Below are 24,364 nucleotides of genomic sequence, written 5' to 3'. Positions count from 1 at the left end.
GAGGGGGGCTATTGCCCCCGTATTTCCCAAGGTGCGGTGCTGGTTAAGGCACCGCTATAGAATCCATAGACCAAACACCCAATTAATAACGCCGCCAGCGAGATTCGAATACCCAGTGCATATAATGTACGCCGCGACTCACTCGCGCCCATGTCTTTAAGAAGAAACATCAGAGCGCTGCTCAAGCTTACGAGCACAGCTATAAATAGCAAAACAATCAGTGCCTTTAACCACATAGTTTGAATCCATTGAGCCTAGTAAAATCGGATTCCACCTTACGCTGTTGTGTTGACGCTGGCAATCGAGGTAACAATGCCAATTCCGTCTGAATTCTCAGCGCCTAAATCACATGATGCATTTCATTGGCAACCCAATTGGTGGGTGATAATCTTTGGTTTGGTGTTTCTTCCGATACTTCTCTCGCTTGCACACTGGCAGTGGCAGCGCGGTATAGAGAAGTCGATTCAGCTCTCCGAAATACAGACGCGCCTAAGTGCACCAGTTCAATCCATCGACAAGATGACGCCCGAACAGCTAGCAACCTTGCCAGCTTATACGCGCGTGGTTTTTACTGGCAGTGCAGATAATGAGCGGGTGCTATTGGTTGACAACAGAACCTTTCAAGGGCGGTTCGGTTACCAAGTGGCGCAGATCGCTAAGCATGATGCAGGATGGATATTGATAAGCCGTGGTTGGCAAGCCGGCTCGCTTCGACGATCAGAGCGACCGACTATTACACCGCTAAAAGCCAACGGCCAATTCAGTGGCCGAGTGGTATTTAGAAGTGAGCATCCATTGCTATCGAACAGTCCGTTAGATTCAGACTTTCCCATGCGCTTTAATCAGCTTGATCTATCCAGTCTTTCGGACCATTTGGGTGTTGAAATCATTCAATGGATCGAGCTGGATGTCGAGTCCTATGGCGCCTTGACTGTGAGCTGGGCCGACGTAAATGTCTCGCCCGCTAAACATTATGGCTACGCTGTGCAGTGGCTTTGCATGGCCATTGCCCTATTGATATTGTTACTCTTCGCAAACTCAAATATCGCGGCTGTCTTTCGAAAGAAAACGCCTAAAAACGCAGTGAAATCAGACAATGAATGAATCAGTAAAAGTAGCCGCCGGCCCCGTCAATGGCGTTAACCGTTGGGCAAAAATTCTTATAGTGTCCACCATAGTGTTGCCAATGGTGATTGCCTATGGGGTTTATCATACTGGCCTAGGTATGCCCACAGGTACAATCAATAAAGGCGATCTTTTAGCACCTCCTGTAAATATAGAAGGATTAACACTGACGATAGAAAATCAGTCTGCTGCTATTGATCAGATAGAACCAAAATGGCGGCTAGTGATACCGGCTTTTAATGTTTGTGAAATTGCGTGCGAACAAGCCTTATACGTTACACGACAAGTTCACAAGCGTTTAAATGAAAAATATCCAAGGGTGGAGCGTTGGATACTCACTAACATAGATGATGAAAAGTTCATTACAAGGGTTGCGACGGAATACCCTGGCGCTGTTTTAGTTAGCGCGCTTCCAGATCAGTGGCAGACGCTATTGTCTAATACAAATTCTAAAGATGGCGATTACTTCATGATGGATAGATCCGGTTTCGTGATGATGTCTTATCAAACTTCAGTTCATAGCGGCAATGATTTACTCAAAGATTTAAAACGAATGTTGAAATTTACCCGTGAACATTGAAGCACAAGCGCCAGCTACCCAAACAATAAAAAACAATAACGCATTTGTAAGCAAGCAGAGGTAAGAATTATGCAGACCACAGTAGAGGCAAAAGAGACGCTGAGCTGGCGCGACTATTACGAGTTGTGCAAGCCTCGAGTGGTTATGCTCATGATTTTGACGTCTGTCATCGGAATGCTGTTGGCAGTGCCCGGCATGGTGCCCTTGGATATTTTAATTCTAGGTAATATTGGTATCGCACTTTGCGCAGGCTCTGCCGCTACCGTGAATCATCTTGTAGATCGCCACATTGATCAAAAGATGGCGCGCACCTTTAATCGCCCAGTTGCCCAAGGCCGCGTCGAGCCGCAAAAAGCATTGATCTTCGCTGCGATTACGGGATTACTTGGCCTCGCGATACTCTTGTTTTTTATTAATCAAATCACCGCTTGGCTTACCTTGGCTTCTCTGTTGGGTTACGCCGTGGTGTACACGCTATTTTTAAAACGCGCGACACCGCAGAATATCGTCATTGGTGGTTTAGCTGGCGCCGCACCGCCTCTGCTTGGATGGACTGCCGTTACCGGCTCAATTGACCCGCACGGGCTGCTGCTAGTGCTGATTATCTTTGCGTGGACGCCGCCCCACTTTTGGGCCCTTGCAGTGCATCGAAAGGATGAATACGCCAACGCTGATATCCCAATGTTGCCGGTGACTCACGGCGAGCGATACACCAAAGTGCATATTTTGTTGTATACCATCGTCCTGTGTTTGGTGACGTTATTGCCCTACTTAACGGGCATGATGGGCTGGCTATACCTGCTAGGTGCCGCTGTTTTGGGCGCGGGCTTTTTGTATTGGGCTTTGGTTATGTTATTGACGGAGCGCGAAACCGCAGGCATGGACACCTTTAAATATTCCATTGTTTATTTAATGGCGCTTTTTGTAATCATGTTGCTCGATCACTACTTAGTGACGCCAGCGTTAGTGGTGTAGCCGATGAATCAAGAACTCTCTAATCAGCAACAACGCGGAATAAAATTGACGATAATCGCAATCGTGGTTTTTATTCTGGTGGTCATGCTTTTATTTTTGAACAAAATTTTAACACCGCGGCACTTAAGCGCCATTGAACTGCAAGTAAATGGGGCGGTTCAATTTGAGCAACCTAGGCGCTTTAAAGACTTCACACTGGTCGATCACCAAAATGTGCCCTTCGATCGCGATCGATTGGTGGGGCAGTGGACGCTGGTATTCTTCGGGTTTACCCATTGTCCCGATATTTGCCCTACCACCATGGCAACGCTTTCGCAGTGGTACACCAAACTGCCCACTGATCTCCAAAAAAATACTCAAGTGGTGCTTGTTACAGTAGATCCAGCGCGGGATTCGGTGGACGTGCTCGCCCAATATGTTCCGTATTTTCACCCGGATTTTTTAGGGGTTACCGGTGATTTCTTATCCATAAAGCGTTTCGCCAATCAACTCAATGTGGCTTTCACGAAGGTGATGCAGGGTGAGGATTACACAGTAGATCACAGTGCAATTGTGGGATTGGTCAACCCCAAAGGGGACTATCACGCATTCTTCAAGCCACCACTGGAGCCCAATAAGCTGACGCTGACTTACAGCTCCATCCGAAATAGCTTTCAGTTTGACTGACGGAAGTTTCTTATAACGGAATTGCCAAAAAAGGCACAGTTTTACCACGCGAATACCGCCGGTAGCAGCTATAACTAAAGTAGCTGATACCGGAGAGCTTTATGTACCGCCTCATTTCCCTTACGACCGCGTCATTGCTTCTGTTTGATGCGAGTTCCGTCATGGCCCAGCTAAGTGCCGACGACCTTATTGATCTACCGCTAGAAGAGCTGATGCAAATGGAAGCCACCGTTTCCAGTGTATCCAAGCGTGATGAATCATTGAGAGACATCCCCGCCGCCATATTTGTAGTGACGCGCGAAGATATTCGACGCTCTGCGGTGACCAATGTCCCCGATGCACTGCGCATGGTGCCAGGCATTCAGGTGGGCAAAATCTCTAGCTCTGAATGGGCGGTGTCCGCCCGAGGATTGGGGGGTCGTTTTTCACGCTATCTGTTAGTGCTCATCGACGGACGATCCATATATACCTCGCTGTTTAGTGGGGTCAATTGGGATGAGATTAATCTCAGTTTGGAAAATATTGAGCGTATCGAAGTCATTCGAGGCCCCGGCGGCACTATCTGGGGTGCGAATGCGGTCAATGGCATGGTCAATATCATTACGCGCACACCCGATGCGGTATCTGGCACGAGCGCAAGGTTGAGCGCTGGTTCAGGCGAGACAACCGGATCCGCTTACGTGGGTACCAAATTGGCCGGTGAGTACGGCCATCTTACGATGAGCGGGCACCTTGAACGCTATGAGGCCATGGATCAAGGTACCAGTCCCTTTACCGACAACCCTTGGCAGAACGGGCGATTGGATATCGGTTGGCAACACCAACAGGGCAGCAGTGAATGGCAACTTAATGTGGGTTACTCCAACATACAGAGTAATGTTGCCTGGTCGAAACAGCAGGTGCACGGGCTGGCGGAAGCAGCTACCTATGGCGACGACCAAAAAACCGGATACTTTGCTGTGGGTAAATGGCAAAGACCGACCAATACAGGCCTGTGGTCGGCCCGGCTTAGTGTGGATTCAATGGATAGAGACGGCGACGCCTATCAATGGAATACAAAAAATGGCGACGCAGAAATCCAATGGGCGGGCGAGCTGGCCAGCAACCATCAGACCACATTTGGCGTGGCGCTGCGCATTAGCGAAAGTGATTTCCAGACCCCAACAACCGGAATGGATGCGACGCTGATTCCGGAATTTCAGCGCACTACAATCAGGAGTTTTTACGCGCAGGATACCTGGCAGCTGCTGCCAAGTTGGAACATCAATGCCGGTGTGCGTTATGACGATAATTCCGACTCCAGTGACGCCTGGCAACCCAGTGTCCGCAGTCTTTGGCGGGTTGCAGACCATCACAGTGTGTGGGCGGGCAGCAGTCGCGCTGTTAGCACGCCCAGCCGGGTACTGAATAATGAGAGTTATCTCTCAATTGACACGATAGCCCCCGATATTACTAATCCGCTGCCTGCACTGATTATTCTTGAGTCTACTGGCGCGGGCGTTGAGGATGTAGAGCTTACCGCTTACGAAATAGGTTACCGATATATTCCCTCGCAGGCATTGTCCATCGACCTGACAGCATTTCAGCACAATTACGACAACATTTTGGCTGGCGGTAGTTTAGCCATTCCTGAACTCCGGTTTGAAAACAATTTGCCGTATTTAGCGCTGCCGGTGCAATTAAATACATCTGCCAGTCAAACATCGGAGGGGATAGAAATCTCTGCCCGATACCAGATTAATGAGCAATGGCTGGTCCAATACGGTGGCTCTTATTTTCAAACGGAAGTGCATCAGGGTCCAAGCGTGCTTGAAACATTGCTTGAGGACGTGGTTGCCGTGCCGAAGCATCAACACAATATGCGCGTTTTCTGGAATGCATCCAGCGCATTTGAGGTTGATGTCGGTTTGCGATTTGCCAGTGAGCCAGACAGCAAGCGTGCCGATGCCTACACGGCAATGGATGTTAACGTTAATTATCGTCTAACACCTAAAGCTTCAATTTCTCTGTCAGCACGAAACTTATTTATCGACGAAACCGTTGAGTACACGCGGGAAATCTTCAGTGTGGGATCATACGTTGTGAAGCCATCAGTACTACTAAAATTGCAATGGCAAATAGATTGATACTAAATAAGATTACCACAAGGGCGATTCTTTTTAATGCGAGTTCAATAGCGTTTTTGGCGCTATTGATGACAACTATTCTGCCCCATGACGCTGTTGCCCAAGACCGGAAGTCATCGCTTAAAGCCGCCTATATCTACTACTTTACCAAGTTTGTATATTGGCCAACGGAATCGTCCACGCGTAGGGTTTGCGCACTTGGTTCTTCCCAGGATATTAGCGACGCTCTCGATAAAGTGGCGCAGAAGTCAGCTGGAAATATCGAAGTCGAATTTTTAGAACAAACACCAGATTTAGATACATCGAAGTGCGATATAGTATTTATTTCAAATAATCTAGCGAAAGGACAGCAGGTAAATCAAGGTACGCTACTTGTGGTTGATGAAGATATTCAGCATCCCGAGGCTGCGGTTAAACTAGTTGTTGTCAACAATAAGCTGGCATTTGTTATCAACCGAACAAATGCTAAAAGCAAAAACATAGAAATAAGTGCAAAACTTTTGGGCCTTGCAAGAGAGGTTCAAGAATAGATGAAAGAACGCTTATTCAATAAAATCAAACACAAATTGCTCGCCATGATTATGGCTGGTGCACTGCTAGGTATGCTATTTCTCACATTAGTTTTTGTGATTCATACAGTTTCATTGCTTGAGAAAAAAAGAAATCACCAGATCAGTACAGAGTTGGGCATCCTCGCTACCAATATCGCAGCCAGTGTCATGTTTCAAGACGAGACCGCAGCGCGTGAACTGTTGCGAGGAATGGTGGCGGATCGGGATATCTTTTTCGTTGAAATTGATACGCCAGGTAAGGACTTCGATGTTAGAGAGAGTTTGCATGATAACGTCAGCGAGTCTGGAAATTTATCAAATAGATATGAACTTTTTATCTACCCCATCAGCGTGGACGGTGAGCAGATAGGCATACTAAAAGCCTATGCCGACGACTCTTCTCTGGACCAACAAATATCATTCACAATTACGACGTCGCTCTTTATATTTATCTTTATAGCGGCATTGATTTATTTGTTGAGCTTTAAACTTCAGGCAATCATTACATCCCCAATCGCTGAGCTTATTGGCTTGTCAAAAAAAGTCACTGAAGATGGTGATTACTCCCTGCGTGCACCTGATCTTGGTTCCGATGAAATAGGAATGCTGGCCGACGATTTCAACAGAATGTTGGAGCAGATTGAGCAGCGTGATTTGATGTTGGAAAAAACAGTTCAGCAAAGAACCGCAGAGCTGGAAAAGTTGGCCGATGAATTTAGACACCGCGCTTTCCATGATGTATTAACGGGGCTTCCAAATCGTGCACTACTGTCCGAAAGATTTCATAGTGTAGTGTCACACTCAAAGCGAACTCAGGAACCTTTCGGGCTATTTCTATTAGATTTAGATAATTTTAAAAATATTAATGACACGCTTGGACATGAACTCGGCGATGAGGTGCTTAAAACCACAGCGTCGCGCCTGTTGTCATGCCTTCGAGATGAAGATTTGGTGTGCAGGCTAGGCGGCGACGAGTTCTTAATCATAGCGGAAAGCTTTAATGAACCAGATTCAGCCCACCGCGTAAGCGAGAAACTGTTAACGTCGTTAAGTGAATCGATGATTGTTAACGGCAAGCGACTAGATGTAAAAATGAGCATAGGTTGTGCAGTCTTTCCAATGCACGGAGACAACTTAACGGCCTTAAAGCGCGCGGCCGACATTGCTATGTATGCGGCTAAAGAATCTGGCAAAAATCAGTATAAGATATTCCACACTGATATGGAGGCCACGTCAAAACACCGGCTCATGGTACAAAATGATCTGCGCTCTGCCATTAAACAGGGGGAGATTCAGTTGTACTATCAGCCGCAGGTCAATGTGCGAAGTCACGAGGTCTACGGCTGCGAAGTGCTGGTGCGCTGGCGTCATCCAAAACATGGATTGTTAGCCCCTGATTTGTTCATACCACACGCAGAGGAGTCAGGCCTGGTGCCGTTAATTGACTATTACGTCATTGAGGGCGCGTGTCGACAAGCGAAAGAGTGGCTTGATGAAGGGCTTGATTTAGTGGTCTCAGTGAATCTTTCGGGTTTGCATTTTCGCGACCGAAAGGTTGTGGACGCCTTGCGGCGTGCGCTGGACATCACTGGCTTGCCGCCAAATTATTTGGGCGTTGAGTTGACCGAGGCGGTGTTAATTTCGGACTCTGAATTGGCAATTCAAGTGGTGGGTGAAATTAAAGATTTGGGAATAAAAATCTCATTGGATGACTTTGGTGTGGGTTACTCTTCGTTAAATTATCTACGCACCCTCCCGTTTGATGTCGTAAAGCTGGACAAATCATTTATTAGCGGCATTTTAACCAGCCCGCAAGATCAACGGCTTACCGAAGGTATCATGAACCTTGCCGCTAGCTTACAGCTAGACGTAGTGGCGGAGGGCGTAGAGAGCAGCGAGCAGGCGGACTATTTGCAAGGCATAAACTGTTACCTTTTACAGGGCTATTTCTTTTTGCCTCCCAGGCCAAAAGCCGAATTTGAAAGTTGGTTGGCAAGCTGGCAGCCGCCTTCTACACCAAAACGGAATTTAATTTTCCCATTTGGGCGCGGCGAGTCTATCTAGCGCGATCTACTGAGTATTCACCCCATAGTGATTGGAGCGATTTCGTTGTTGAGGTAGGCTGTGCCATTCACCATAGTTTAGGAGTTGGCGAAGGGATTATGGCCCTCAACCAGTGGAAAAGCCGTTTGAATGCGGGAGCGCGACGATCGCGTGAAACCTTAAGGCAGCTCGCCGAGCGCTCTGATCGGGGTCTGCGTCGAGCGCTAGGTCACCGCAGTTGTATTGCACTGACGGGATTTAGTGGCGCGGGTAAATCGACTCTTTTGTCGTCATTTATCAATCAATTACTGCATTTAGAAATACAACAGGCCAATGGCCTTTGGCCCGATGTACAGGATCGCTGGTTGTCGGCACGATTAGACAGTGTCGCGGGCCACACGAGCTATCCATTCGCGGATCAAATGGGCCGTCTACAGCAGGGTGTTTGGCCTGCATCTACGCAGGGCCTGTCCCGCTGTTTGGTGGAGGTTCGCTTGGCGCCGCGCCACCGGCTCCAGGATGTGAGGGGGCGTGGCTACGTCAGTCACGAACTGGAAATATGGGACTACCCTGGCGAGTGGTTAATGGATCTACCCCTCGCGAAAATGCGCTATGGCCAGTGGGTAGCCGACAGCTTCGTCAATTTTAATAACGAGCCTCGCAACAGTTTGGCGCCAGAGCTCTATCAGCAGTTGTTGGACTTAGACCCGGCTAGCCCTTTTGATCCGCTCGAGTTTGATGGCCTATTTGCCCGTTATCGCGATTTTTTGAAACGTTGCAAGACGGCGGGGTTGCATATCGTTAACCCGGGCAGGTTCGTCCTTGACGGGGCTGATCCCTCCGAGATTCCTGCATTTATTCCGTTGCTTGCGGCTTATGGTAAATCGCCAGTAGACGCCAGTTCCGATTCTTGGTGGGCGGAAATGACGCGTCGATATGATCACTATGTATCGGGATTTGTTCGGCCATTTCTCGAGCAGGTATTTTTGCAAGTGGACCATCAGTTGGTGCTGGTTGATTTGCTAGGCAGTTTGAGTCAAGGCCGTCAAAGTTTGGAAGAGCTGCGCCGATCCCTTGCGCGAGTACTGCAATTGTTCAATTACGGTCAAAATGGCTGGTTGGATAAATTGGTCGCGCCAAAAATTGAACAACTGACATTTGTAGCCACAAAGCTTGATAGTGTCTTGCCATCACAGCGACCGCATATGGCGGATCTAATGCGCGCACTGGTGGCTGAGTCAGTACAGGCCGCACGCTTTGAATCCACCCATGTGGATCACATGGAGCTAGCCGCCATTGCGTGTACCCGAGTGGGACAGCGCAATGGTGAGCCCGCCTTGCTGGTTGACCAGCAAGGCGAACCCATGTGGCTGCAGCACCCTACATTGCCTAGGGGCTGGCCCAACGATCGGGATTGGGCGGCGCTCGCGGACTGGCAAGCGCCGCAGCTTCAGCTGCCTGCACTCGGAGCACCTTTGCATTCACCCTGGCCCAATATCCATATGGCGCAGCTGTGTCAGCATTTACTTAAGGAATTACACGCGTGAAACCCACTCAAACAGATACCAAGTTGGCGGCGCGCGACCCTTGGTTGGTGCCGCTTTCAGAAGAGGAAAAGAAGGGCCTGCAGTTGGTGGAGGAATCCGCCGATCCCGAGCCATCGTGGGAGGAAGCAGACCCGACCAAAGGGGTATTAGCCTATACGGGTATTGCCAAGGCTGCCGGAATTTTCGTGTTGGCTTTTGTCGGCCTGCAGGCGGCGATGATGGTTGCCGGCGCTTGGACGTTGCACTGGTCGCTGGGAGTGCTTGCGGGATTGATAGTGGCGGTGCCGGGCGCTTGGCTGATGCGCGCGCTCTGGCGCGCCAGACGCAATAGCCGGCGTATCGACGAAATGGAGAAGTTGCGACTGCAGGCAGACGTATTGGCAGCCGGTGGCGCGGGCTATGAGGAGTACGCCCGCGCAACGTCAAATCTGGCGCCGCGATTGGCGCCGATCTTCGACGGCCAATCCGGTAGGTTGGGTGCCTATGCGAATGATGTTGAGCGACTGCAGGACCTGGATCGGCAACTGCAATTGGAATGCGACCAGCAGGCGCACCGGGCGCTCGTTATGGCGACTCGGCGCAGCGCCATTGCCGTGGCCGCCAGCCCATTTTTGGCCTTGGATGTGTTTGTGGTCATCGCCGGTAATCTCAACTTAGTGGCCCGTATTGCGGGTGCCTATGGTCTGCCATCCAGCCCATTTCTTGCTGCGCGTTTACTCGTGCAAGTCTATCGCCAGATTGCCGCGCTGGGGGCTATTGAATTGGGGACGGAATTGGCCAGTGAGACCTTGTCGCACGCCTTGCTAGCGCGCCTGTCTGGGCGGGTAGCCCAAGGTTTTTCCGCCGGGTTATACACCTATCGCATTGGGGTGACGGCGATGGCGCTGTGCCGGCCGCTGGCGTTCAGCGAATCCACAAAGCCCCGCCCCGGCTCGCTGTTCAAAGATTTGTTTAAGCAACTTGATGCCGATGACGCGCTGAGTTAAATACGGAGTTTTCTTCTCTTGGCTGCGAAGTTGTAGGTAAATTCTTGCGCATAAGCGCTGTTTAGGGGCAGGGAAAGGCACAAAATACTTGCGTCTAGGCCCTATACTTGGCGCTGCATGAATCGTTTTGTCCACGCCCGTTTGCCCCCTCAGGAGTAGCCATGACCCAGCAGGAAATAATCGCCAGCCTGCCCTCCCACCTGCGTACCTTTGTCAAAGTACAGGACTACAACCTCTATACCCCGCGCGATCACGCGGTGTGGCGCTTTTTGTTGTTGTCTTTGGCCGAGCATCTAACACAACACGCCCATCCGGTGTATCTAGAGGGGTTGCGAAAAACAGGCATCAGCTTGGACCACATTCCGTCTATTGATGACATGAATCAGTGCTTGGAAAAAATCGGTTGGCAGGCGGTCGTCGTCGATGGGTTTATTCCGCCGGCGATTTTTATGGAGTTTCAAGCGCGAAAAATTTTGGTCATTGCACTCGATATGCGCGCAGTGGATCACATGCTGTACACGCCCGCGCCGGATATTGTGCACGAGTCGGCGGGCCACGCGCCCTTTATCGTGGATGTAGATTACGCGGAGTTTTTGCAGCGCTTTGGCGAAATTGGGATGAAAGCCTTGTCCACGGCGAGTGACTACGCCGTCTACGAAGCGATTCGTCATCTGAGTATTGTCAAAGAAAGTACCCGCTCTACCGAACAAGATATCGCCGATGCCGAGGCGGCGTTGACCGCCGCGCTGGAAAGCAACGCCGGTGAAGCGCCGTCAGAGGCCAGTTTGCTATCGCGTTTGCACTGGTGGACAGTGGAGTACGGCCTCGTGGGCGAGCTCGACAACTACAAAATCTATGGGGCCGGGCTGTTGTCATCACTCGGCGAAGGCGTCAATTGCTTAGACGATAGCAAGGTGCGCAAGCTGCCGTTAACCGTGGACGCAATCAACACGCCCTACGACATTACTCGTGAGCAACCGCAGTTGTTTGTTACTAAGAGCTGTAAGCATCTCACGCAAGTACTTGAAGCATTTGCCGATGGCATGGCGTTTAGGCAGGGCGGTGCTGTTTCGTTGCGCAAGGCCATTGCCTGTAAAACGGTGAGTACAGCCGTATACAGTAGTGGTTTGCAAGTGAGTGGTAAGTGGGTGCGCGGATTAACCGATGCCATGGATAATTTGATCTATATCGGTACCGAAGGTCCCACCCAGCTCGCCTGGGGCAACCGCGAATTGCATGGCCACGGCACTGACTACCACGCCGCCGGTTTCGGTTCGCCCGTGGGCAATATAAAAGATTTACCTCGCTGTTTATCTGACTACACCATGGACGAACTAAAAAGCGCGGGCATCTGTGTGGGCGAGCCGGTGGTGTTAGATTTCGTGTCCGGTGTACATGTGGAGGGCGTGCTCGACCATGTGGAGCGTCGCAATCATAAAAATATTTTAATGTCGTTTAGCAATTGTCGCGTCACTGGGCCCATGAAAATCAATGGCGACCTAGGCGATGTGTTGTTTGATCCGAGTTGGGGCCAATACGACATGGCTGTGGGCGACGGGATTGCCAGTGTCTACGGCGGCACGGCGGATAAGGATCGCTATCGTTTGTATCAACAACCGCCCGCCAGTGAAACCTTGAGACCCACCTATTCAGAGCAGGAGCGCGCGCTGTTTTCGCTCTATCAGTCACTGCGCGAGGGACGCAGTGAGGGCGCCGTGGATGACGCTTGGCTGCAAAACTTTCATGCCCAATTGGCAGCATACCCCAGCGAATGGCTGTTGCGCTTTGAGTGTTTGGAGTTGGCGCAATCAACAGCGTTTAAAGCACAATTAGTCGATGAACTTGAGTCTTTAGCGTTGCAGTCGGATGAACATCGCAAGTTAATCCAAACGGGATTCGAGCGCATTGCTCTGTGATACTGCACCCTAAATGTTGATCTAGGGTTCGGCAAGCGGAGCTAAAAATGGCTCCGCTTGCCGATGATCTAGCTGATAAATTCCGCGCTAACTATTAATACCAAAAGGATACGAATAGGCGGATGACGTGTGCATCGAGGGCGTAGGTACCTTCTTGGCCCGGCGCCACCGGGTCATCGGTGAACCGGGTGTCTGACTGGCGCGCATCGCGGAAATTGTCGTAGTCCAGTTGCATGTAGTCCCAATAGAGGTTGGCGGTTGTGCGATCGAACCACGACAGCCAACCGGCGCGCACGTCGTAGGTGACGCCTAACCCGAAGTTGGTGTTGGTGTACTGACTCAGCTCTTTGTCGCGGGCTCTAAAATTGGTTGCCTCTTTGAAATCAAATAAGTCTGCGTAAAAATCGGCGCCTTTGGTTTGGTTGTATTGACGGTACTTGGCCTCTATCAACCACTGGTCGCCGATGGGGTGCACGTATTTCAACTCCCAGTTGTGCGCTTCAATTCCCCAGCTGTCTTGGTATGCGCGGGCTTCAAACTTAAGCGCAGCGCGATACGGCAAATAATATTTAGTGCGCAATGCAAGTGCATCGCTGTTGCGCGTGCGCGGGTAAAGCTCACTTTCGTTGCTGGCCGAGGCGCAATTGTTCGCGTCGCCCTGGATACAAAAGCGCACGCTGCGGTACGGATTGTTGAGAAACCCCTCGTCGATTACCGACTCCATGTTGAGGCCGGCGATCATGTCCTTAGTGATGACTTGCGTAAAACTCACGCTATAGCGTGTGCGCTTGGCTTCGTCTTCGAATTCGTCATCGCCATTGCGGCGCACAATATCGTCACCGAAGGAGACCGCGAGACCCAGTGTGCTGAGGTCGCCAAAAAAATCTTGGCTAATACCGAAACCATAGGTGGTGGCATCGTAGTCGTTTTCTTTGGATTGCGTTGCCCCCGCGCTAATAGTGGTTTTGCCCGTTAAATAATCAACGCCAACGGACGTCTGCGTGCGCTCTTCGGTGTATTTACTCGCCGTGGTTTCAACATCAATGGACGCGCTCGACACCATGTCGACATAGTAATTACCGTACACGGATACCGTATCGGCAAACTTTTTGCGCACCAAGATAGAGGGCCCAATAATTTCCGCACCACCGCCATCGTAGCCGTGATAGAGCAGGTCGATGCGGTCTTCAGGTAATACCGCTGCACTCAAGGCAGTGCTAAGACAGAGCAGCGAGCTAACAAAAATAAGACGCGCGCTAATTACAGCCACAGCCACCTCCCGAACCACCTTCAGCGCCCCGCGCAGCTTCGCGCGCTTCGTACACGTGATTTAAGTACTGAGTGGCCACTGGATCGCGGTCCATTACCATTATCGGGTCGGCCAAGTGTTGGCGTTCATAGGGTTTGACCCAAGGCTCGATGCTGGAGCAGGCCACAAACAGCGGCGCCACTATCAGTAAAAGGGCGAGTTTCATTCGCGAATCAGCTCTTTAATTTGCTTTTTGTAATCTTTTTCGTAACCGGGTTTATAGCCGCGGTGTAGATAGCGCATGTTGCCGTCGCGATCGATCATCACCGTGCTTGGCATGGCGTCGATGTTGTACAGCTTGCTGACCGTTGACGTGGGGTCCCACAGAATAGGAAAGCTAACGGGTGTATCCTGCAGATATTTTTCACCTGCGGCAGTGTCCTGTTCCACATTGACACCCAGCAGCGTAAAGCCCGCGCGGGAATAGCGCTTGGACAACTCATCTAACAGCGGCATCTCCTGGCGGCAGGGGCCGCACCAAGAGGCCCAGAAGTTGAGCATGATAACTTGGCCGCGCAAATCCGAGAGTCGAATGTTTTTTCCATCCCGACTTTTCAACGTAAAGTCGGGCGCCGGGCCAGATAAGGGCTCAGTGGCGTGGCTCAAACCACCTATGAACAGGGCAAAAGACAAGAGCAAGTATTTCATACATCACCTCAAAAATTTTTGGGTACACTCAAAAAAATACATTCACACCGATATTGGTCGACAGGTTGTTGACCCATTTTTTATTAAATCCCAAGAGCTCGCGCTCATAGACGTGATCGCGCACATCCACACTCAGATCAAAATAGTCAGTCAGGTAAATTTTATAGCCAGCGCCTAAGGTATAGGTAAAAAACTGCGTATCGGCAAAAGTGGTATTGCCAGCGCCGCCCACCAGATAAAAGGTGGAATTAAAGGCTAGGTTGTCACTGATAAAGACTTCACCCGGGAATAGGTTGTAACCCAAATTGAGGTCGTAATAACTCAGCTCCCGCTCCGCGTCTGTGAGCGCGGGCAAGCCACCGCCAATTTCTAGCGTGCTGATGCCGGCTGTGTGTTGGCCATAATTCACTTCGAGAAAAAAGTCTTCGTTGATGTGGTAGGCGCCGCGTAAACCCCAACCCCAACTCCCGCTAAAATCTTCGATGCTCATGAAACCGTAATAGGCACCAATTTCGAAATCTTCGGTGTCTAATTGATCTTCTTCAATGTGGCGACGCTCCATGTCAGGCGTGACAATTTTATCAAGTACGCGCTGAGTGTCGTCTTGGGCCTGGGCCACGGTGCACCCAAGCGCGCAAAGGGCACTTAGAAAAAGACGTTGAAACCTAATTTCCATTCGTTCACTTCCTCGTTTTCATCACGGCTCGTGAGAATTTTGTGATTGTTGTATTCGAGTCGGCCATTGAAGCGGCGGCCCAGATAAAAATTGATGCCAGTGGCGATTAGCAGGCTGTTGCTGGTGGTGTCCAGAGGTTGATCTAGAGCAGAGCGCTTTTTCGACTGAATGACGCCGGCCCCCAATTCAAAAAAGGGCGACACTCGCCAGTGCGGCCAGGGCTGGTGCTGCACGCGGATATAGGCCAACTTGGAATCCGCCACACGACTGGTGGCCTGTTGCACGCTAAAGCCAGCGGTGAGGTTGGTGGCAAAACGATAACCGCTGTAGAAGGTCAGTGAGTCGGCGCCGCCAAAATCGCCCATGGCCACACCGAGCTCCCAGTCGCGTTGTTCATATTGATCGCGACCGTCGGCATTGAGCGTGACCGGCTGTTGGTCTGGGCCCAATGTCAGCGCGAGTGATTTGCGGTATACCCAACCCTGCTGTCCGCGCTTCGCTTGAATTTTGACCCAATCGGTGCGTTTTTTTAACAGGGTAACGAGCTCGCCTTTTTCGACAATGTGGTAGACCGGGTAGCCACGGCCAGGGCCAGTGCGCATTTCTAAATATGCATCGTCGACGGTGACTTCTAGCGGCGCGGGTTCCGCTAACCAGTCAAGCCATCCGGTTGTTGTTTCGCCAACGGCAAGGGGGCTGGCCACGATCAACAGGGCCAGCGAGGCCCAGAGTCGGCATTGAGTTACGCTAAAACACATCCACACATTCGCCAGCTGTAGTGTTATTTGGGAGCGGCCGAGCCGCCCTGCGGGCCGGTTAGTTTACAGGCACCGCAAACGGATTGTTATAGTACTGAGCGCCTAGATCGAGCCATTCAGAAATCAGCTTTAGCTCGGCTTCAGTGAGATAGCCGCGATGATCGACCGTGTCGTCAACGCCGGGTGGTTGTTCAAATCGGTTGAAAAAGCGGGCGCTATTGGCCGCGCCGTTACTGCTCATCGCAGCTGGGACATTGATTGTCACCATGACAGGAATCGGGTCGCCGTTGCCGTCGAGGATCAAATTGCCGTCTTCATCGGTTTCGAACAGTGGGTTGCCATTGCCATCTGTGGCTTGGATTAGGCGATCCACCAGCGCACCATCCACCAGCTCTTGTTCGGCATCGTTAAACAGCAGTTCGCGATAGCCGATAAAGTGGGCCTGCTGGTCAGGTGAGGGCTCGGCGCGCAGATCCAGTTGGCCCGCAGGTATTTGAGCCGCATTCATGTCGTCGCGGTCAGTATGACAGCTGGTACAGGTCCAATCCTCTAAGGCATCGGCGGGGTTGGTACGGGTTGTGGTCCACAGCGGCTGGATATGGTCTGGGTAGTGGATGGTTACGCGGCATTGGGCCGACCAATTGTTGCCACCGCTATCACAGGCGCCACCGGCGGGCTGGCTTGTACTCAAGTCAGCGTAGGTCCAGTTAAAGCCGGTTTCTGGGGTTAGCAGGGCCGGATCGGTCCATTCATCCACATAGTTGATATCTACACTGGGTGTGCGCAAGCCGTTGATGCGGGCATAGGTTTGGGCCATGGTTTCGCCCATGTCAGCGAATAACGCTGGATCGGTGTTGGGAAACGGCAGGCCGGTGGTGGGGGCGCCAGGGTTGGCAGAGTCCGCCTCTGCATCGGGCCGCCCGTGGGGCAGTTCACTTTGGCGAGTATGGCAGCCACCGCAGTTGGCTTGTTCACCGGGCCGCAACTGCAGCCAGTTGTTGTGGCGCGGAAACGCGCGGCGGCCTTGGGCGTCGAGCACATCAAAGGTAAATGCCACATCAGCGGGCACCTTCACCATCACTGAACCATCGGGTTCGATGGGCACATACCCCAATATTTCACGCATGCCATTCGCGGCTGAGCGACCAAAGGCCGAGCCGGGAAAGTTGAGCACGTTATTGTCGGGAATGGAGACCGCCTTAACCAGCCGCAGAAACCGTGCGGGACGCTCTAGGCTGCCCCAATTGGCGGGGTTGCGCAGGTTGGCGATGCCCGCCACATCGGTGCCATCGAAATCGTAGACACTCTGGATATGCAGGCTGCCCAGATCTTGCTCGGCCAGCGTAGCGCTGTAATCGATATCGGCTACAGGCGGTGGGATGAGGTTGTCTGCCGTGCGTGGAAGCAGCAGTGTGGGCTCAGTGAGCATGCGCCCCTCCACCGGCAGCAAGATGGGTTGCTGGGTGTTAGCGGTGGGATTAAACAGGTAGATGCCGTAGAGCGGATCGGCTAACAGGGCAGTATCGTCTGTGTCTTCGTCGCATGCGGCGGGCAAATCATTGTCGGGATTGATAATACGGCAGCGGCTCCAGCTCACGATAAACCGGCCAGTGTCGTCAAATAACGGGCTCGCCGAGTGAAAAATGCCGTTAATAGATAGGCTGTCATCGGTGCTTACCGTTAACGGATAGACTGCAGTTTGGCCTTCGCTGCCCGAGCCTCCCGCCACGGGCTGATCGGCGGCGATATAATTCTCGACGTCGATAGCCACCAAATTGCCGCCGTATTCGCGACTTGTTCTAGCGCGATGAATGGCAAATATGCGCCCGTCAGGCAGTTGCGTGGGGCGCAGAAAGAATGCCTCGGTGTCGTTGGTTCCGGTATTTTGACTGTGATATCCGTAGAGAATGGATTGCCGCATACCGTAGGGGTCTACCGCATAAAAGCTCAGTTGATCATTGCCGGGCAATCGATCCCAGCGGCTGTAGAGCACGCGACCATCGGGCAGCATGGTCGGCTGGAAATCGTGCGATTGGTTATAGGTGAGCTGCTCAATATTGGTGCCGTCGTTGTCCATGACGTGCAGCACGAAGGCCTCATTGCGGCGGCCGTCGTCCAAGGCCGAGAATTGTGGTTTGCCGTCGTCCAACAAAATCGCGCGCGCGCGGGTTTGGCGTGTGGAGGCGAACACGATACGCCGCTCAACGCCCGGCAGGTAGCGCGGCGCCACGTCGTGACCGATATCCGCCTGAATGTCATCAGCGATGACGCGGCGCAGCGTGGCGGAGGGGATGTCGTATTCCCAGATATCCCACTTGGGCTGTTCGTCGTCGTCGGCATTCTCGATTTCAGGTGCGCGCATGGCAAACAGCAGGCGCTCCCCATCGTAGGAGGCACTGAGGTCTTTGACGTCGTACAGCGCACCCTCTTCCCAGGCCGGTGAGGAGATATCAAGTCTCCGCGCCGAGCTGGCGGCGCGATCCTTAAGGTACAGTATGGCGCCCGGATTGAAGGCCTGAGGCATGAGCAGATCATCTTCGAGCCGGTTGCCGTCTTCGTCTACGGGTATGGGGCGCTCCACGTAGGCTAGAGGAATGTCGATCACCACCGGATCCGGTTCAATATCGTCGATCTCGCCGGTATTGGTCTTGCTGCTGCACCCGCCGGCCAACAAGATTGTGACAGTGGCCAATAGGGGCAGTGAAAATAGCGAGCGATGCAACATAAACGGTGTCATTCTCTAAAAAGTCTTGGGCGCGGCACCTAAGTGCGTAATGGAGAGGTGGCATTGTATCCACCTTCGCGGCCTTGCTGAAAAATTTCGTGTCAGTCTTCCGTGTGAAGTCGCACACAATTCGTGCAGATGGTCGGAAAATGGGCTGCGCGACTTGGTACAGTGTTGCAATTGCCCAAAATTTACAAAGCCTTCAGGCTCAAATATTTGAACCCTGTCACAACTTGGCAGAGAGCGATGACCGGCGGTAGTTTGCCGACCACCAACTGTAGATTGTAGCGGCGCGATCCAGCATAGAATGAAATCAGCAAGCTAGGCGAGCCAGGAAGTTACCCATCATGAAATTGCACAAATTAAGCACGGCGCTCCTGACCATCGCGCTATCTACGGCGTCGATGGTTCAGGCCGGCCCAAGGGAAGAGGCCAAGCGGATTCACGACAGGCTCGCCGGCGTGCCGGCCACTGAGGCCGAAGTACTCGATCTGGCCAGCGATATTGACGCCGGCAATGCGCAGTCTGCCGCCATGAAAGCCATGAATAAAAACACCTTCTATAGCGTTACGCTAAAGAACATGTTCACCCCTGCCACCAATCGCGACGGCGATGTGTTCCGCGATTTGAACGATTATGTGGCGACGGTTATCGGTTTGGTGCGCGACGATGAAGACTTCCGTAAAGCCTTGTACGACAACGTTATCTACGTAGGCAAGAGCTCACTCGGCTTGCCGGCCTATGCCAACAACAACAACGAGCACTATCGGCAAATGGCGGCGCAAGGTACCAATTTGATTACCGGGTTAGAGCGTCGAACCCAAACATCGGTGACCGGCTTAGAGGCCGATGCCACCGCTGGTTTAATGACCACGCGCGCCGCGGCAAAAGCATTTTTTATCGCCGGCACCAACCGCGCAATGTTTCGATTTACTCTGTTAAACCATTTGTGTTTGGACCTTGAGCAGGTGCACGATATCACGCGCGCTCCCGATCGCATTCGCCAAGACGTCAGCCGCAGCCCCGGTGGCGATAGCCGCGTTTTTAATAACAACTGCATTGGCTGCCACAGTGGCATGGATCCCATGGCCCAAGCCTTTGCCTATTACAATTATGAATACGACGCCGACAACGACCTAACCGGTGAAAATGGCCAGTTGGTGTACAACAGTGCAGGTGAAATTGATCCTGAAACCGGTACTCGGGTACAGGCCAAATATCACATCAACAGTGCCACCTTTCCCTATGGCTTTGTGACGCCCAATGATCGTTGGGATAACTATTGGCGCAGCGGTCAAAATAAATTGTTGGGTTGGAATTCCACACCCATGGGCAGCGGTTCCGGCAGCGGCGCTAAAAGCATGGGTATGGAATTGGCCTATTCCGATGCCTTTGCTCAGTGCCAAGTGAAAAAAGTTTTCCAAACGGTGTGTCTGCGCGAGCCGGGCGACACTGATGACCGCGCCGCAGTCTCCACCATGGTGACGAACTTTAAGGCCAACAACTATCAGCTCAAGCAAGTATTCGCGGAAACTGCCGAATACTGTCTGGTCGATTAAGAGGCGCTAACTACTATGTATTCTCTCGTAAATATCAGTCGCGCCCTGCTGCCCATTGCCCTGTTAACGCTCACTGCCTGCGGTGGTGGCTCGGGCGCTGAGACCACGGCAAATAATAATCCGAACGCCGGTGGGGGTGCTTCGGGTTTCGTCTATACGGGCCCAGCGCCACAAACCGAAGATGTGCAAAGCTTTAAAATCAATGTGTGGGACAACCTCGTGGGCGATGACCGCTGCGGTGCCTGCCACATTGAAAATGGTCAGTCGCCGCAGTTTGTTCGTCGCGATGACGTCAATGCCGCCTATGCCATTGCCAATGGCTTGGTGGATCTGTCAAACCCCGCCGCCTCGCGGTTGGTGACCAAAGTTGGGGGTGGCCACAACTGTTGGAAGAGTGAAGCCAGTGCCTGCGCCGATGAGCTGACGGTGTTAATTACCCGTTGGGCACAAGCGTCTGGCTCAGTGTCGAATACGGTCATTTTAACGGCGCCAGCCATTAAAGACGTGGGCGCCAGCAAAAGTTTCCCCTCTACCCCCGTCGGTTTCGATCCAGTACACACCTTGTTAACCACCTACTGCAGCAATTGTCACAGCAGCGAATCCGCCAATCAGCAACAGCCTTTCATCGGCGAAGCGGATATGCAAATTTCTTATGACGCGGCGCGTTCGCGCATCAATTTAGACAGTCCACAAAATTCCCGCTTAGTGGTGCGGTTGCGCGATGAGTCCCACAACTGTTGGGGCGGCAATTGCACCGCTGCGGCTAACGAGATGGAAGATGCAATCCGCACTTTTGCCGATAGCATTGATCCCGTGGCAGTGGATCCCGCGCTGGTGATTTCCAAGGCCTTGAATTTGGCGTCTGACGGTATTGTGGCGTCCTCCGGTGGGCGCATTGAAAGCAACTTGATCGCGCTGTACCAATTCAAAACTGGGTCGGGCAATACCGCCTTTGATACCTCGGGCATTCAGCCTGCCATGGATATGAATTTGTCAGGTGCCTATGAATGGTTGGGCGCCTGGGGTGTGAAATTCAACGGTGGCAAGGCGCAGGCCACCACTACCGGCAGTCGCAAGTTGTATGACTTACTTGGCGCTACGGGAGAATTTTCTATCGAGGCGTGGGTCATTCCAGAAAATGTTACGCAAGATGGCCCCGCGCGTATCCTGACGTATTCCGGCGGCGCCACCAGTCGAAATCTGATGCTCGGCCAAACGCTTTACAACTACGATTTTGCGCTGCGTCACTCGGTTAGTAATGACGCCAACGGTATGCCGTTGTTGTCCACGCCCGATGCCGATGAGTTGCTGCAGGCAACGCTGCAACATGTGGTGCTCAATTACGACCCCATCAATGGCCGCCGAATTTACGTGAACGGCGAGCTGGCCAGTCAAACGGATCCCGTGGCGGGCGGGACTCTGTCTAATTGGGATAGCAGCTTTGCCTTGGCGCTGGGTTCCGAAGTGGGTGGTACTGATCCATGGTTGGGTGCCGTTCGATTTTTGGCAATTCACAATCGCGCGCTCAGTGCGACCGATATTCAAACTAATTACGACGCCGGTGTAGGCGAGAAATTTTTTCTCTTGTTTAGTGTGTCACACCTGATCAGCATGCCCGAGGCCTATGTGGTGTTTGAGGTGCAACAGTTTGATAATTACAGCTACCTGTTTAACGCCCCGTTTTTTATTAGCCTCGATGACAGTGCAAGGCCTACTTCAGCCATTGTACTGCAGGGGATGCGCATAGGCGTCAATGGGCAGGAGGCGACCGTCGGACAGGCCTATGCACAATTAAACACCAGTATCACGAGCGCTAACTATCAAAGCAGTGGGTTGCAATTGTCTCCCTTGGGCACCGTTGTACCACTGGATAAAGGGCCCACCAGCGATGAGTTTTTCCTCACCTTCGACCGCTTAGGTGATGCTCTCTATGCGCGCGTGGAAGCGGAGCCCACGGCACCCGGCACGCCTGCGGATATCACGGGGCAATCCTTAATTGGTTTGCGGCACTTTGCGGAAATCAACGCAAGCCTTGCCGCCTTGACCGACATTCCCAGCACAAATTCCGCGGTGCAAGCACTGTACGAGCAGGTCCAACAACAGATGCCCACCAGCGAAGACCCCACCGGCTTTTTGGCTGCGCACCAAATGGGCATTACCCAGTTGGCCGTGCAGTATTGCAACGAGCTGGTAGATAGCACCAGCAAGCGCGCCAGCTATTTTACGGGCTTTGATTTTGGCGCGGGCATTAGCACCGCGTTTAACACGCAAACCAAAATGGACCAAATAACTGATCCACTTATTAAACGCCTGCTCGCCCATAGCTTCGTCACGGTACCAAACACCGGCAATGCGGTAATGGATGATCAGCCCGCCGCTGGTGAAGTAAAAGCAGAACTCGAAGCGCTCATTGCCGATATGAGTGCGCCGTGCACCAGTGGGTGTAAGACCGCCAACGAGCGCACCCTAAACACTGTTAAATCCGTCTGCGCCGCCGCCACTGGCAGTGCCGTCATGCTGTTGCAATAGTGCCGGCCGGAGAAAAAACCATGAGTAAGAAATTTAAAACCAGCTTTCAACCCGATGATGCGCTTGTGACTCCCGTCATGCATAAACCGGTGTCGCGCAGGGACATGATCGCCCAGGGCTTTCGACTGGGCGCAGGTGCGGTGGTAGGCGGCTCGGCATTGAGCTTGCTGAGTGCGCAAGCCAATGGTGCGCTGTCGGCAGACGTCGAGACCAAGCTAACAGAATGCGCTATTCCAAAGTCGGGCGCCGGCAAGATCCCCTTCATTTGTTTCGACCTGGCCGGTGGCGCCAATTTTGCGGGCTCCAATGTGTTGATTGGCGGGCGCGGTGGCCAGCTCGATTTTCTCTCCACGGCGGGCTACAACAAGCAGGGCCTGCCCGGCGACATGCTGCCTTCAAGTAGCACGGCCAACTTTATTGATGAAAGCTTGGGGCTGCGCTTTCACTCAGACTCCGCCATGCTGCGCGGTATCTTAGAAAAGGCGATCTCGGCGGCGGCGCGCACCAATGGCTGTGTGATTCCCGCGCGCTCTGAAAACGACACGGGCAATAACCCCCACAACCCCATGTACGGGATCAATCGCGCCGGTGCCTTTGGCAATCTGGTGGCCTTGGTGGGGTCGCGCTCATCGGACTCCGGTGGCAACTCCATGGCGCCGGCGGCAATGATCGATCCCTCTGTTCGGCCCACCAAGGTGGATCGCCCATCGGATGTCACGGGCCTCGTCGACGTGGGCAGTTTGACCGATTTGCTCAGTAAAGATGAGATTGTGAAAGTCATGGAGACCATGTATCGGGTGAGCGACAAGAAAATCGCCCGCATCGATACGGGCTTGAGCGCCGCAGAGCAAACGGCAATAGAAGAGACGCTACGCTGCCAATACGTAAAGTCAGCTCACCTGGCCAATGAATTTGGCAACCCCGCGGATCTCGATCCCTCAAAAGACTTGGATTTGGTGGGGCCGAATGGCGTGTTTAGCGCCGCGGAATTCGCTGCCGACGGCGAATTCCGTAAAACCGCATCGGTGGCCAAGATGGTGATCAATGGTTATGCGGGCGCGGGCACCATCACCATGGGTGGCTACGACTACCATACGGGCGACCGCGCCACCGGTGAGCTGCGCGACCTGCGCGCCGGCCGCTGCATTGGCGCGGTGTTGGAGTACGCGGCCAAACGCGGCGTGCCGGTCATGATCTATATCTGTTCTGACGGCTCAGTGTTCAGCAATGGCATGCTCGATAACTCCGCTGATGGCGCCGGAAAGGGCGTCTGGACCGGCGATAACCAGCAGACCGCGGCGGCCTTCTTTCTGGTTTATAACCCTACCGGGCGCCCTCAGCTATTGGGTGCAACCGCCCAGGCGCAGGAAACTCACCGTCAGCTAGGCTGGATGCGGTCCAGCGGAGACGTGGAGACGGCGTCGAGTGTAGCCGCCAATAACGTCAACCTGCTGGTTGAAACGGTCGTGCTAAATTACATGGCCCTGCACAATGAGCAGGGCCAATTTGCCGACCCAGACAAGTTTCAGCAGAACGGTCTGGGCAGTAATTTGGATGCGCTCACGGCCTTCGAGCCAATCTGCGACGGTGTCTATACCAATCCCGTTTGATTCTTCTATAACCCTTCTGTCATATTCAGGGGCTA

Annotated in this window: 20 protein-coding genes; 13 read left to right on the top strand and 7 right to left on the bottom strand. The window is 52.6% G+C overall.

Going from position 1 to position 24,364, the window contains the following annotated elements:
* Positions 1 to 8 precede the first annotated feature (8 nt).
* A complete protein-coding gene (locus FHS30_RS14770) occupies positions 9 to 236 on the bottom strand; it encodes a DUF2909 domain-containing protein (RefSeq protein WP_183911280.1) in 228 nt (75 codons plus the stop codon).
* Positions 237 to 312: 76 nt separating this feature from the next.
* Between FHS30_RS14770 and FHS30_RS14765 the strand changes: the two genes are divergently transcribed.
* The 10 genes from FHS30_RS14765 to FHS30_RS14720 all read left to right on the top strand — a co-directional run bounded on the left by FHS30_RS14765 (position 313) and on the right by FHS30_RS14720 (position 12,515).
* Positions 313 to 1,104, top strand: a complete 792-nt coding sequence (locus FHS30_RS14765; RefSeq protein WP_183911279.1) for an SURF1 family protein — start codon at positions 313 to 315, stop codon at positions 1,102 to 1,104.
* Positions 1,097 to 1,705, top strand: coding sequence for a hypothetical protein (locus FHS30_RS14760; protein WP_183911278.1), 609 nt, complete (start codon positions 1,097 to 1,099; stop codon positions 1,703 to 1,705). The genes FHS30_RS14765 and FHS30_RS14760 overlap by 8 nt, the downstream gene beginning before the upstream one ends.
* A 69-nt stretch (positions 1,706 to 1,774) precedes the next feature.
* Positions 1,775 to 2,680 (top strand): heme o synthase, encoded by a 906-nt coding sequence (cyoE, locus tag FHS30_RS14755; protein ID WP_183911277.1) that lies wholly within the window; start codon positions 1,775 to 1,777, stop codon positions 2,678 to 2,680.
* A gap of 3 nt (positions 2,681 to 2,683) precedes the next feature.
* Entirely contained in the window at positions 2,684 to 3,346 is a 663-nt protein-coding gene (locus FHS30_RS14750) for an SCO family protein (protein WP_183911276.1), read from the top strand.
* A 101-nt stretch (positions 3,347 to 3,447) separates the two neighbouring features.
* A complete protein-coding gene (locus FHS30_RS14745; RefSeq protein WP_183911275.1) occupies positions 3,448 to 5,472 on the top strand; it encodes a TonB-dependent receptor plug domain-containing protein in 2,025 nt (674 codons plus the stop codon).
* A 68-nt stretch (positions 5,473 to 5,540) separates the two neighbouring features.
* A complete protein-coding gene (locus FHS30_RS14740; protein WP_183911274.1) occupies positions 5,541 to 6,002 on the top strand; it encodes a YfiR family protein in 462 nt (153 codons plus the stop codon).
* The gene (locus FHS30_RS14735; protein WP_183911273.1) at positions 6,003 to 8,087 is read left to right on the top strand and encodes a putative bifunctional diguanylate cyclase/phosphodiesterase; all 2,085 of its coding nucleotides are present in this window, start codon (positions 6,003 to 6,005) and stop codon (positions 8,085 to 8,087) included.
* A gap of 98 nt (positions 8,088 to 8,185) precedes the next feature.
* Complete coding sequence (locus FHS30_RS14730; RefSeq protein ID WP_183911272.1) at positions 8,186 to 9,613, top strand: YcjX family protein; 1,428 nt, start codon at positions 8,186 to 8,188, stop codon at positions 9,611 to 9,613.
* Positions 9,610 to 10,599, top strand: a complete 990-nt coding sequence (locus tag FHS30_RS17410) for a DUF697 domain-containing protein (RefSeq protein ID WP_183911271.1) — start codon at positions 9,610 to 9,612, stop codon at positions 10,597 to 10,599. Before FHS30_RS14730 ends, FHS30_RS17410 begins: the two co-directional genes overlap by 4 nt.
* A 161-nt stretch (positions 10,600 to 10,760) precedes the next feature.
* Positions 10,761 to 12,515 carry an aromatic amino acid hydroxylase gene (locus FHS30_RS14720; protein ID WP_183911270.1) on the top strand — a complete coding sequence of 585 codons (1,755 nt, stop codon included), beginning with the start codon at positions 10,761 to 10,763 and terminating at the stop codon, positions 12,513 to 12,515.
* Between the two features lie 94 nt (positions 12,516 to 12,609).
* On the opposite strand, the gene FHS30_RS14715 is transcribed toward FHS30_RS14720, so the two are convergent.
* From FHS30_RS14715 to FHS30_RS14690, 6 genes are read right to left on the bottom strand one after another with little or no spacing between them, the layout of a single operon-like run.
* The gene (locus tag FHS30_RS14715; RefSeq protein WP_425502402.1) at positions 12,610 to 13,776 is read right to left on the bottom strand and encodes a DUF3570 domain-containing protein; all 1,167 of its coding nucleotides are present in this window, start codon (positions 13,774 to 13,776) and stop codon (positions 12,610 to 12,612) included.
* Positions 13,772 to 13,990, bottom strand: a complete 219-nt coding sequence (locus tag FHS30_RS14710) for a DUF4266 domain-containing protein (protein ID WP_183911268.1) — start codon at positions 13,988 to 13,990, stop codon at positions 13,772 to 13,774. The genes FHS30_RS14715 and FHS30_RS14710 overlap by 5 nt, the downstream gene beginning before the upstream one ends.
* The gene (locus FHS30_RS14705) at positions 13,987 to 14,472 is read right to left on the bottom strand and encodes a TlpA family protein disulfide reductase (protein WP_183911267.1); all 486 of its coding nucleotides are present in this window, start codon (positions 14,470 to 14,472) and stop codon (positions 13,987 to 13,989) included. Before FHS30_RS14705 ends, FHS30_RS14710 begins: the two co-directional genes overlap by 4 nt.
* A gap of 28 nt (positions 14,473 to 14,500) precedes the next feature.
* Complete coding sequence (locus tag FHS30_RS14700; protein ID WP_246341352.1) at positions 14,501 to 15,148, bottom strand: outer membrane beta-barrel domain-containing protein; 648 nt, start codon at positions 15,146 to 15,148, stop codon at positions 14,501 to 14,503.
* Positions 15,118 to 15,906, bottom strand: coding sequence for an SH3 domain-containing protein (locus FHS30_RS14695; protein ID WP_183911265.1), 789 nt, complete (start codon positions 15,904 to 15,906; stop codon positions 15,118 to 15,120). Before FHS30_RS14695 ends, FHS30_RS14700 begins: the two co-directional genes overlap by 31 nt.
* Before the next feature lie 58 nt (positions 15,907 to 15,964).
* Entirely contained in the window at positions 15,965 to 18,643 is a 2,679-nt protein-coding gene (locus FHS30_RS14690; RefSeq protein ID WP_221197323.1) for an HzsA-related protein, read from the bottom strand.
* A gap of 335 nt (positions 18,644 to 18,978) precedes the next feature.
* Between FHS30_RS14690 and FHS30_RS14685 the strand changes: the two genes are divergently transcribed.
* The 3 genes from FHS30_RS14685 to FHS30_RS14675 are packed head-to-tail and all read left to right on the top strand — an operon-like array spanning position 18,979 to position 24,329.
* Positions 18,979 to 20,190 carry a hypothetical protein gene (locus FHS30_RS14685; protein ID WP_183911264.1) on the top strand — a complete coding sequence of 404 codons (1,212 nt, stop codon included), beginning with the start codon at positions 18,979 to 18,981 and terminating at the stop codon, positions 20,188 to 20,190.
* A 15-nt stretch (positions 20,191 to 20,205) separates the two neighbouring features.
* A complete protein-coding gene (locus FHS30_RS14680; RefSeq protein WP_183911263.1) occupies positions 20,206 to 22,719 on the top strand; it encodes a LamG domain-containing protein in 2,514 nt (837 codons plus the stop codon).
* A gap of 20 nt (positions 22,720 to 22,739) precedes the next feature.
* Positions 22,740 to 24,329: a general secretion pathway protein GspF gene (locus tag FHS30_RS14675; RefSeq protein ID WP_183911262.1), complete on the top strand. Its 1,590-nt coding sequence runs from the start codon at positions 22,740 to 22,742 to the stop codon at positions 24,327 to 24,329.
* Positions 24,330 to 24,364 lie beyond the last annotated feature (35 nt).

It is taken from the genome of Simiduia aestuariiviva, assembly GCF_014192475.1.
GTDB classification, from domain to species: Bacteria; Pseudomonadota; Gammaproteobacteria; order Pseudomonadales; family Cellvibrionaceae; genus Simiduia; species Simiduia aestuariiviva.
Note: the sequence above shows the minus strand (reverse complement) of the source record. Positions and strands in the feature narration are given on the sequence as shown.